The following is a 9,273-nucleotide window of genomic DNA, read 5'->3' on the forward strand; positions in this document are numbered from 1 at the left end:
TTGGCCCAACATCGCGGGGCCGCGCTTTTTTCGCTCTGATTGCAGTGTGTCGCTCAGAACAGATGGCGCCTCTACCCTTTGAGGTTTTTCTATCGAGTTTCCCTCGATGTAAGCATCTGCCCATTTGTCTAGCTCAACCCGGTCAAAGCCTACGCCTTGTGCGCCGACCGGGAACTCGCGCACATATGGCCGGACGACCTTGTTGAATACGTCTCGGCACATACCCAGATAACCTGGCGCCTGCTTTGCTCTGATTATGCGGGGCTGGAGGATGAGCTTATCCATGAGTCTATGCCTTTGGGAGAGGGTGCGACCTCCATCGAGCTCTGCAGCGAGCACCAGTTTCGGCATGGTGGGTAGAGGCCGCACCAGCTTTAAATCGTAGCACGCGATACTGAACGTAAAAGGCTATCCGCCGAGTGGATGCCGTGAAGCATGCTCAATATAGCCACGCGGGGATGCATGGTTAATGCTCAGATCAATCGAGTTTAAGCATCTGCGCAAGTAATGGATCATTTGATCCCAGTACCGCTTCCTGTATATCCACGAAGTACATTCCGCCCGTGATTTCTCCGACTATCTCGCCTTCCTCAATCCATTTTTTCAGCTGCTGGAGACTTGGTTTATTACCTGCATAGCGCAGCTTGCGATACTCACCGACTTCCATAAGTCTAGGAAGTCTCACTGTGACCTGAGAAAGAATTTTCATACTCCGTGCCCTCTTCGAGCCGCCTCTATTCTCTCAACCAGACTGCTTCCAGTCGTCCTATCAAGCCGCGCCGGTTCACGGTAGTGAGCATTGGGCTCTACATAGTAATTGCGTCCATGCTTGATCGGGAGAGGAGTGATCCGGCCTTCGCGCGCCCATTTTCTCAGTGTATTGGAGCTGGGTGGCGTTCTGAAGTGATCTTTAGCCCATTCAGTGAGAGTCAGTTTGGTCATGATGGCACCGGATGATGAGTTTTTTATCAAACTTATTTCAATCGGAGCTCGGGGCTTTTTTTCGGCTCGTAATGCCCGCCGAGACGGCTGATAACGACTTGGTGCAACACCTTCGGATGTCCGTCCCCGCCGAGAATAAATGGAAAGGAATTTTCGCGCAGCCAGCGCGATTGAGCAGCAGGCCGCTCATACCCGGTAAGTGTGGCCATTTCGTCTTTCGTTAGGAACATAATGGTTCGCTCGTCCGATTATCCATTCATACCGCACCAGCTTATGCTCAAAGAGTTATCCCTCACCGTACCGGCGAACATGGGACGAACGCATTGCAGATTGGCCACGAGTATTCAGTCCGGCGTCATCATCAAAGCCAAGGTCATTTTGATAAATTCTTCATTTCTGTCGATCGCCCATAGTGCGCCACGCACGTTTTCAGCGACCTCGGCCGAGCCTCGCTGTTCGACCCAATTCGTCAACTCCATGATGGCTGCTTCGAGGGCGAGCTGGTTTTCGTTGATCTTGAAGAGCAGCGAGGGGAGCAGGTCTGAGTTCGGCATCATTTCTTTCCGGTAGAAGAAACAGATTATTTCAAGCGTGGAGAACTCGCCTGTGACGTTCGGGGCCTGGTCTTTCCCCAAGTCAGAACCTCTGACCTAATCCATGCCACCGCTCGACCACCTAGGCTGACTTGTCGAGGGAATTTGCCTTCATTTACCATCTTATAAATTGTCGAGCTGCTCAATCCTGTAATCCGCTTAACTTCGGTCAATCGAATAAACATAGCAGACGTATCCGGCTGCTCTGCTGGCCTTTCCGGGCTTTCAAATCGTAGCCCTGGGGTAGCAGGTTCAAGGCGAACGATTTTTTCTGAACGCCCCATCAAGCATTCATGTTCCGCAGTACATTTTTTGTGTTGAGCATCCAGATATGAGGCAAGGTCTGCGATGTGAACCCCGCAAGCTGATTGAAGAGAAGAGTCGATTTTGACCATCACGAGATCAATCGTGCCCTCTCTTACCTTTTTCTTTAGCTTGCTTGGGGTTAGGTGGCTGAAGTAATCCGCGCAAACCCGTTCCAACGGAATAATGACCTGAGCGTCATACTGAGCCATCAATAAAAACAGAGTGTTCATCCTTCATACCCTGTGCACAGAGGGGGGCGGTCATCCCTGCGGAGCGGTTTTTTCCATTCGCTTCTGCCTAGCTGCTTGCCATGCCTTGCGTTGGGATTGACGTGCAAAAAACGTTAATACGCCCGCTATCCCCGCGACGATGAGCGTGATGTATTCGAAGCGTTCACCGTTGACACCCGCCAGCGCCAATGCTGCCATTGCCGAAAAGCCGCCCGCGGAAGCACCCAATATGCAATCGTTGACTTTGCTCGTAGGCCTCGGCCCTTTCAGCCTAGCCACGTAGGTCTCGTCCTCTTTTGCAAGCGAGTAATAGCTCTCGGCGTCTTCAACGTCGTTGCCCATCTTTGCAGCCCCAAGATTTTCTCCTGAGCTTAGCGTGGATTCGTGGAACTCTCACTTTGCATGCTGTCATTAAGCTGGCATAACCGAGCCAAAACCACCCATTCAGGCACAAAAAAGGCACTTGCGATAAACGCTAAGTGCCTGATTTGTAACGCTTATTTGGTGGAGCCGGGGGGATTTGAACCCCCGTCCGCCAGTACTCCGCTGTCGGTACTACATGCGTAGCCGTGTCTATTAAGTTAACCCTCAGCGACCCGACGGGCAGGGTGCTTTGGGCGAGTTGTGTAAGTTTTAGCCGCTTCGTCCACAACGTACTGCACGGCGATTCTGTTCTATATGACAATCATTTTGGGTTTACAGACATCCCCTGATGATTGCTGGACCCGAAGGTACCAGAAGGGAAGGCTAAGGCTGCTTACGCAGCGAGAGCGTATTCCCCGTAGGTTTCGTCATTGGCAACTATAAGAAGTTGCAACAGTGGATTTACGAGTTCTGTTACCAACTCGGCATGCACCTAAAGTTTCGCAACCGGCGTCGAATCCTAAACGGCCCCGAACTCATTGCTCAGTACATCTTGGTGAGCAACAAGCCTGCGCAGTGTACGCCAATCGGCGAGCAAGGCCAACCCGAAGGTTGGCCTTGCTTCGATCAGTTTTTGGTGCCATCTGCTTTTTGAAGATCCGAAATCAGTTGCGAAGTTTCCGCAACGCAGTTGTCGATTTGGCCTTTAGCCTTGAGGTCGTTTGCCCTGGTCACAGTGGCTTCAGCCTTTTGGCTCAGCTCTGGCTTCGTTGACAGCTGACCCTTCATATTATTGATGGTCTGGATATTGACCTCGCATAGGTCGTCAGGCTTGTCTGCGGCGAACGAAGTGGAAGCCATCATCGAGGCAGTAATGCACAGACCTAACAGTACAGAACGTTTCATGTGTATCTCCTTGAATCGAGTGGTCCAGACTTCGCTCGCCGTAAAGACGGACAACCGAGTTGGGGTAGAACCCCGTTTTTCGGGGCTTAAGCTGTGGACTACGCTCGTACTCAAGGGTTCTATTTTTATTCAGCAGGCTTTCGCTCGAGTTACCCGATCAACCAGATAGACCAGCCCGTGGTAGTCAATTCCGCCATGCTGTGTCAGGCCGATTTCGCACGTCCGGCTGGTGGAGATCCCTTCGCTGCAATGTTGCACCGCGTTCTTGAGCGTGCGCAGCGAGTGGCTGTTCAGCTCTGGAGTGGTAAAGCCCTTGTCGCCTGCAAAACCACAGCAGTGAATGCCCTCCGGAATCACCACGTTTTTACTGCACTTGCGCGCCAGATCAATCAGCGCCTGGCTTTCGCCAAGGTGCTGAGTGCTGCAGGTGATGTGCACGGCAATCGGCGCTTCCTGTGGGGTGAAGTCCAATCGATCAAGAAGATGCGTACGGATGAAACGCACCGGGTCGTACAGGTCCAGGCGAACATCTCCCACATCCTGCACCAGTCGCAACGTGCACGGGCTGGTGTCGCAATAGATCGGATCAAGCCCGCCGCGACTCGCGTGCAGCAGTGCGCTGATCAACTCCTGACGCTTGTGTTCGGCTTGTTCGGCATAGCCTTTGGAAGCGAAGGGTTGGCCGCAGCAAAGGTTGTCCTGATTGTCCGGGAAGACCACTTGATAACCAGCCTTTTCCAGCAATCCACGGGTTTTGTCGTACAGCGACATCTGCTCTTTATCACCCGCCGCCGGGCCCATGACCCGCGATACACAAGCGGCCAGATAGACCACACGCGGGCGCTCATCCGACACGCTCGGGCTGAAGCGAATGGCTTTCTCCGGCTGCGGCATGGCATTCGTCCAAAGCGGTACCTGACCTTTGGAAAGGCGAGTCAGTGTTGCCGAAAGTTTCGCCAGACGCGGCGCACCCAGCAACATCCGCGCACCGTTGGCCACGTGCAGGGTGAAGCGCGCCCCTTGCAGGGTCTTGGCGAAATTTCCTTCAATCCAGTCAGCGGCTTTCTGATGCGTCGCGTGTCGGCCACGGAGCTTTTTCACCAGGTCTCCGGTGTTGATGCCTACAGGACAACGTTGTGCGCACAACCCGGTCGCCGCGCAGGTCTCGATGCCTTGATACTCGTAGGCTTTTTCCAGTTCAGTGGTATCGACGCCTGAACGTTTTTTCGCCTGAATGTCGCGCCAGATCACGATGCGCTGGCGTGGGCTGAGGGTCAGGCCTTTCGACGGGCAGACCGGTTCGCAAAAACCGCACTCGATGCACTTATCCACAATCTCGTCGGCTGCCGGCAGTGGCTTCAGGTGCTTGAGGTGGATCTGCGGATCTTCACTCAGCACTACGTCCGGGTTAAGAATGCCGCTCGGGTCGAGCAGGCGTTTGAGTTGCCACATCAATTGGTAGGCATCGCTGCCCCATTCCAGCTCGACGAACGGCGCCATGTTGCGCCCGGTGCCGTGTTCAGCCTTCAGCGAACCTCCGAATTCCACCGCCACCAGTTGCGCGACGTCGTCCATGAACGCTTGATAGCGTGCGACTTCTTCCGGGCTGTTGAAGCCTTGGGTGAAGACGAAATGCAGATTGCCTTCCAGGGCGTGCCCGAAAAGGATCGCTTCGTCGTAGGAATGTTTGTCGAACAGCTCGATCAAGCGGTTTACACCGATGGCCAGTTGCTCGATCGGGAAGGTCACGTCCTCAATGATCACCGTGGTCCCGGTTTTACGCACGGCACCGACGGCGGGGAAGGTGTCCTTGCGGATTGCCCAGAGTCGGGCGTTCTCGACCGGGTCTTCGGTGAAGTCGACCTGTTTTTCCACCGGGAAGCCGATGAGCGACGTCATGATCTGCGCCAGTTGTTCCTGCAGCAACGTGGAAGACGCCGCGCGGGATTCGATCAGTAACGCACAGGCATTATTCGACAGCTGTTGTACGAAGGAGGGCATGCCCGGTTTGTCCTGCACCGAGCGAAGACTCCGCCGATCCAGCAACTCCACCGCCGACACCGGTTGGCTTTTCAGTATTGTGACGGCGTTGCAGCAGGTCTCCACATCCGGGAATACGATCAGCGCCGAAGCCTTGTTCGGATGATCGATCACCGTGTCGTAAGTCACCGCACTGATGAAGCCAAGGATGCCTTCGGAACCCACCAGCAAGTGGCTCAAGATATCCACAGGGTCGTCGAAATCCACCAAGGCGTTGAGCGACAGGCCGGTGGTATTTTTCAGACGGTATTTGTGGCGAATTCTTGCAGCCAGTTCGGCATTGGCGCGGGTCTCGCGGCCCAAAGTCGCCAAGCGTTCCAGCAGATCCGCATGGCTTGCGTGAAACGCCGCAATACTGGCGGCATCTTCCGTATCAAGGCGCGTGCCGTCTGCCAGTACCAGACGAATCCCGGCCAGCGTGTGATAAGTGTTTTGCGCGGTGCCGCAGCACATGCCGCTGGCGTTATTGGCGACGATTCCGCCGATTTTGCAGGCGTTGATCGACGCCGGATCCGGGCCGATCTTGCGCCCGAACGGAGCCAGCCACGCATTGGCTTGTGCGCCGATCACTCCCGGTTGCAGACGGATTTGCGTGCCTTCGCCGCGTATCTCGCGAGCGTTCCAGTTATCCCCAAGCACAATCAAAACGGAATCGTTGATTGCCTGCCCGGACAGGCTGGTGCCTGCGGCGCGGAAGGTCACCGCAACGCGGTCGCGCCGGGCCAGTTGCAGCAGCGCCACCACTTCGTCTTCAGACTCGACGCGGATCACCAGTTGCGGAATCAGTCGATAGAAACTGGCGTCGGTGCCGAAGGCCAATGTCGACAGCGGATCATCGAAGCGGCGATCCGACGGAATCAGTTGTTGCACATCGCGCAGGAAATTCGCCGGTAACGTCATTGGTCCTCCAGAATCAGAACCACCAGGTCTTTCGGGCCGTGGGCACCGTAGGCCAGCACTTGCTCGATGTCAGCGGTTTTCGACGGGCCCGACACCAGCAAGGCGTTGGTCGGCATGCCTTGCGCCCATTCGAACTCCTGCTGCACCTGATAGAAATTGTCGCGGATTTCGCTGGCCTTGAGCAGGGCGAAATGCACTGGCGGCACCAGGCTCATCAGCCGTGGTTCTTCGCGGGTCGGCCAGAGAATCAGGCTGCCGGTGGCGGCAATGGCGCCGAGGGTGCCAGTGAGGCTGGCCGGCGTGTCGTTGAACAACTCGGCTTTCCATTCTTCCATCGGCCGGTCGTAGGATTTCAGTGCCGGCAGATCGGGATTGTTCGCCCAGTGTTGTGTGATGCGTCGCCCGTGGGGCGTTGTCGGTGCGATCAACAGACTCGGCAACTGGCGGTCGCGCAGCAATTGCGCGAGCAGCGCTGGCCACTCTTCGCCAGTGCTCAGGTGAATCTCGGTGTGTACCGACTCCATCAATTTACGCAGTTGTGGAATGCGTTGTTCGGCGCTGTAGGTGTAAGGCTGGGTCACCAGTTCGATATCGAAGTTGTCGGCTATCGGCGTGGCGCCGATCAGGCTTTTACGTAGCTTGCCGAGGATATTTTGCTTGGCGCTCATCAGCGGTCTCCCTGTTTGGCCAGGTGCTCGCGGGCCATGTCATGCAGTGATCGGGCGGCGGGTTTCGGCGCACTGTGGTTCTGCGTCCACGGGCCGACGTTGCTCGGAGTAAGGGCGCGCAGGCGCGTGGCGAAGAAGCCGAATAGCCGATACAGCGTCGGCGAGCTGTTGAGCTTGGCCCAGGCGTTCCAGATGAAGCGTTCCTTGCGCGAATACTTGCTGCCCTGGCCGCGCATCACTTGATGTGGGCTGTCCGGGGCTTTTACGTTCTCTTCGCGTAGGCGACGCAACAAAGCGGGGATAGGAATTTTTACCGGACACACTTCGCCGCAGGCGCCGCACAAGGAGGAAGCGCTCGGGTGATCCGGGACTTTCGCCAGACCGACCATGTGCGGGGTGATGATTTTGCCGATAGGCCCGGGGTAAACCTCGCCATAGGCGTGGCCTCCGATTCGGGTGTAGACCGGGCAATGATTCATGCACGCGCCGCAGCGTATGCAGTTCAGGGTCTGACGCAATTCGCTGTCGGCGAAGGCCTGGCTGCGCCCGTTGTCGAGCAGGACCAGATGCACTTCTTGCGGGCCGTCGAGTTCATGATCCTTGCGTGGTCCGGAGATCATGTTGACGTAGGTGGTGATCGGGATACCCAGCGCCGAACGGGTCAACAGCGACAGCAGCGGCACCACGTCGCGCAGGTTTTCCACGACTTTTTCGATACCGGTGACAGCGATGTGCACCGGCGGCACGGTGGTGGTCATGCGGCCGTTGCCTTCGTTTTCCACCAGCAGCAGGGTGCCGGTTTCGGCCACGGCGAAGTTGACGCCAGAGACGCCGATGTCCGCTTCGAAGAATTTCTGCCGCAGGACTCTGCGACCGATCTGAATGAGTTGGTCAACGTCCTTGGTGTATTCCACGCCAAGTTTGTCGTGGAACAAGGACGCGACCTGACCGGCATTCTTGTGGATCGCCGGCATAATGATGTGTGAAGGCTTCTCGTGGTCGAGCTGGACGATGTATTCCCCCATGTCGGACTCCAGACATTCAATGTCTTGAGCCTCGAGGAAATGGTTCATCTCCATCTCTTCGCTGACCATCGATTTGCCCTTGATCACTTGCCGCGCCTCGTGAGCGCGGATGATCGATAAGACGATGCCATTGGCTTCGTCCACCGTTTCCGCCCAGTGCACTGTCACACCGTTGCGGGTCAGGTTCTGTTCCAGTTGCTCGAGCAGGTCGGGCAGCTTGGAGAGCGCGCGGGCTTTGATCGAGTTGCCCAAAGCACGCAAATGTTCTCTTTCGTGGGCATCGCTGAAAGACGCTGCCCGTTTGGTCATCAGTGAATCCATCGCGGTACGGAAGTTATTCCGTAGCTGCGCATCACCCAAGGCGTTGTGCGCCCGGGTGCGGAAATCTTCTTCTACGGCAACCGTAGGAATAATCGTCGAGGTGCTCATTTCGCACCTCCGGTTCGCTGCCAAAGGAAACTGGCCAGATGTTGGCCACGCAACGCTTCCTGCTGTTTCTCCAGCGAGCCGTTGATGTTCATCAAGCAGCCACAGTCGGCACTCAGCACCTTGTGCGCGCCGGATTCCTTCAACGCGCGGGTCTTGTCAGCCACCATCGCGCCGGAAATGTCTGGCATACGGACGCTGAATGTCCCACCGAAGCCACAGCATTCGCTTTCGTGGTCATGGTTGACCCGTTCCACGTTGCTCAACTGCGCCAACAACTCGCGGCCGTGCAGGTGGGTGTTCATCTCGCGACGTGCCGAACACGATGTGTGCAGCGCCACTTTCACCGGTTCGCCGCTGTCCTTGAGCTGCACCTTGCAGACAAACAGCAGGAACTCGGCCAATTCATAGGTCCGTGTCGCAAGGGCCTGAACCTGTTTCAAGGTTTGCGGCTCGTCCTTGAACAAGTCGGCGTAATGCTCGCGCAACATCCCCGCGCATGAACCCGACGGCACCACCACCGGATAATCCCCGGCAAACAGCGCCAGTTGCGAGCGCGCCACGGTCCGCGCCTGCTCGGTGTAACCCGAGGTGTAGGCCGGTTGTCCGCAACAACTCTGCCCTTGCGGGTATTCAACCCGGATACCTTCGCGCTCCAGCAAGTGAATCGCGTCCATCCCGGCTTCGGGGTAGAACAGGTCAACCACGCACGTGCCGAACAGGTAGACCCGCGACGGTTTCTCGCTGGGGTATTGCCGAGGTTCGGGCAGTGGCGGTGCAACGCGGGTCGCGTTCGGCACAGCGTTGTAATAAAGCTCGCTCATCAGGCGTGTCTCCGGGTGGGCCCGGTTATCCGTCTGTTGCGGCTGCTGAA

11 protein-coding genes and 1 other RNA gene are annotated in these 9,273 nt (G+C 56.6%); all 12 read right to left on the reverse strand.

Annotated features, from left to right (window positions below; genetic code table 11):
• Positions 1–478: 478 nt before the first annotated feature.
• Entirely contained in the window at positions 479–709 is a 231-nt protein-coding gene (locus IAI51_RS00420; protein WP_187676689.1) for a hypothetical protein, read from the reverse strand.
• Positions 706–942, reverse strand: a complete 237-nt coding sequence (locus IAI51_RS00425) for an excisionase (protein WP_187676690.1) — start codon at positions 940–942, stop codon at positions 706–708. Before IAI51_RS00425 ends, IAI51_RS00420 begins: the two co-directional genes overlap by 4 nt.
• 32 nt (positions 943–974) lie before the next feature.
• Complete coding sequence (locus IAI51_RS00430) at positions 975–1,172, reverse strand: DUF4224 domain-containing protein (protein WP_187676691.1); 198 nt, start codon at positions 1,170–1,172, stop codon at positions 975–977.
• Between the two features lie 114 nt (positions 1,173–1,286).
• Entirely contained in the window at positions 1,287–1,496 is a 210-nt protein-coding gene (locus IAI51_RS00435) for a hypothetical protein (protein WP_187676692.1), read from the reverse strand.
• Between the two features lie 26 nt (positions 1,497–1,522).
• Positions 1,523–2,071, reverse strand: a complete 549-nt coding sequence (locus IAI51_RS28100) for a pyocin activator PrtN family protein (RefSeq protein WP_187676693.1) — start codon at positions 2,069–2,071, stop codon at positions 1,523–1,525.
• A gap of 30 nt (positions 2,072–2,101) precedes the next feature.
• Positions 2,102–2,413 (reverse strand): hypothetical protein, encoded by a 312-nt coding sequence (locus IAI51_RS00445; protein WP_187676694.1) that lies wholly within the window; start codon positions 2,411–2,413, stop codon positions 2,102–2,104.
• A 160-nt stretch (positions 2,414–2,573) separates the two neighbouring features.
• Positions 2,574–2,966, reverse strand: a transfer-messenger RNA (tmRNA) gene (ssrA, locus tag IAI51_RS00450).
• Positions 2,967–3,061: 95 nt separating this feature from the next.
• Complete coding sequence (locus IAI51_RS00455) at positions 3,062–3,340, reverse strand: hypothetical protein (RefSeq protein ID WP_187676695.1); 279 nt, start codon at positions 3,338–3,340, stop codon at positions 3,062–3,064.
• Between the two features lie 129 nt (positions 3,341–3,469).
• Complete coding sequence (locus IAI51_RS00460) at positions 3,470–6,280, reverse strand: FAD-binding and (Fe-S)-binding domain-containing protein (RefSeq protein WP_187676696.1); 2,811 nt, start codon at positions 6,278–6,280, stop codon at positions 3,470–3,472.
• Positions 6,277–6,948, reverse strand: coding sequence for a lactate utilization protein C (locus IAI51_RS00465; RefSeq protein WP_187676697.1), 672 nt, complete (start codon positions 6,946–6,948; stop codon positions 6,277–6,279). The genes IAI51_RS00460 and IAI51_RS00465 overlap by 4 nt, the downstream gene beginning before the upstream one ends.
• Complete coding sequence (locus IAI51_RS00470; RefSeq protein ID WP_187676698.1) at positions 6,948–8,402, reverse strand: LutB/LldF family L-lactate oxidation iron-sulfur protein; 1,455 nt, start codon at positions 8,400–8,402, stop codon at positions 6,948–6,950. The genes IAI51_RS00465 and IAI51_RS00470 overlap by 1 nt, the downstream gene beginning before the upstream one ends.
• Positions 8,399–9,223 carry a (Fe-S)-binding protein gene (locus IAI51_RS00475; RefSeq protein ID WP_187676699.1) on the reverse strand — a complete coding sequence of 275 codons (825 nt, stop codon included), beginning with the start codon at positions 9,221–9,223 and terminating at the stop codon, positions 8,399–8,401. The genes IAI51_RS00470 and IAI51_RS00475 overlap by 4 nt, the downstream gene beginning before the upstream one ends.
• Positions 9,224–9,273: the final 50 nt, after the last annotated feature.

The organism is Pseudomonas sp. N40(2020) (genome assembly GCF_014472415.1).
GTDB lineage: Bacteria > Pseudomonadota > Gammaproteobacteria > Pseudomonadales > Pseudomonadaceae > Aquipseudomonas.

Coding starts and splice junctions, on each gene's coding strand:
- IAI51_RS00420 (WP_187676689.1), bottom strand. CDS start 709: ATGAAAATTCTTTCTCAGGTCACAGTGAGACTTCCTAGACTTATGGAA.
- IAI51_RS00425 (WP_187676690.1), bottom strand. CDS start 942: ATGACCAAACTGACTCTCACTGAATGGGCTAAAGATCACTTCAGAACG.
- IAI51_RS00430 (WP_187676691.1), bottom strand. CDS start 1,172: ATGTTCCTAACGAAAGACGAAATGGCCACACTTACCGGGTATGAGCGG.
- IAI51_RS00435 (WP_187676692.1), bottom strand. CDS start 1,496: ATGCCGAACTCAGACCTGCTCCCCTCGCTGCTCTTCAAGATCAACGAA.
- IAI51_RS28100 (WP_187676693.1), bottom strand. CDS start 2,071: ATGAACACTCTGTTTTTATTGATGGCTCAGTATGACGCTCAGGTCATT.
- IAI51_RS00445 (WP_187676694.1), bottom strand. CDS start 2,413: ATGGGCAACGACGTTGAAGACGCCGAGAGCTATTACTCGCTTGCAAAA.
- IAI51_RS00455 (WP_187676695.1), bottom strand. CDS start 3,340: ATGAAACGTTCTGTACTGTTAGGTCTGTGCATTACTGCCTCGATGATG.
- IAI51_RS00460 (WP_187676696.1), bottom strand. CDS start 6,280: ATGACGTTACCGGCGAATTTCCTGCGCGATGTGCAACAACTGATTCCG.
- IAI51_RS00465 (WP_187676697.1), bottom strand. CDS start 6,948: ATGAGCGCCAAGCAAAATATCCTCGGCAAGCTACGTAAAAGCCTGATC.
- IAI51_RS00470 (WP_187676698.1), bottom strand. CDS start 8,402: ATGAGCACCTCGACGATTATTCCTACGGTTGCCGTAGAAGAAGATTTC.
- IAI51_RS00475 (WP_187676699.1), bottom strand. CDS start 9,223: ATGAGCGAGCTTTATTACAACGCTGTGCCGAACGCGACCCGCGTTGCA.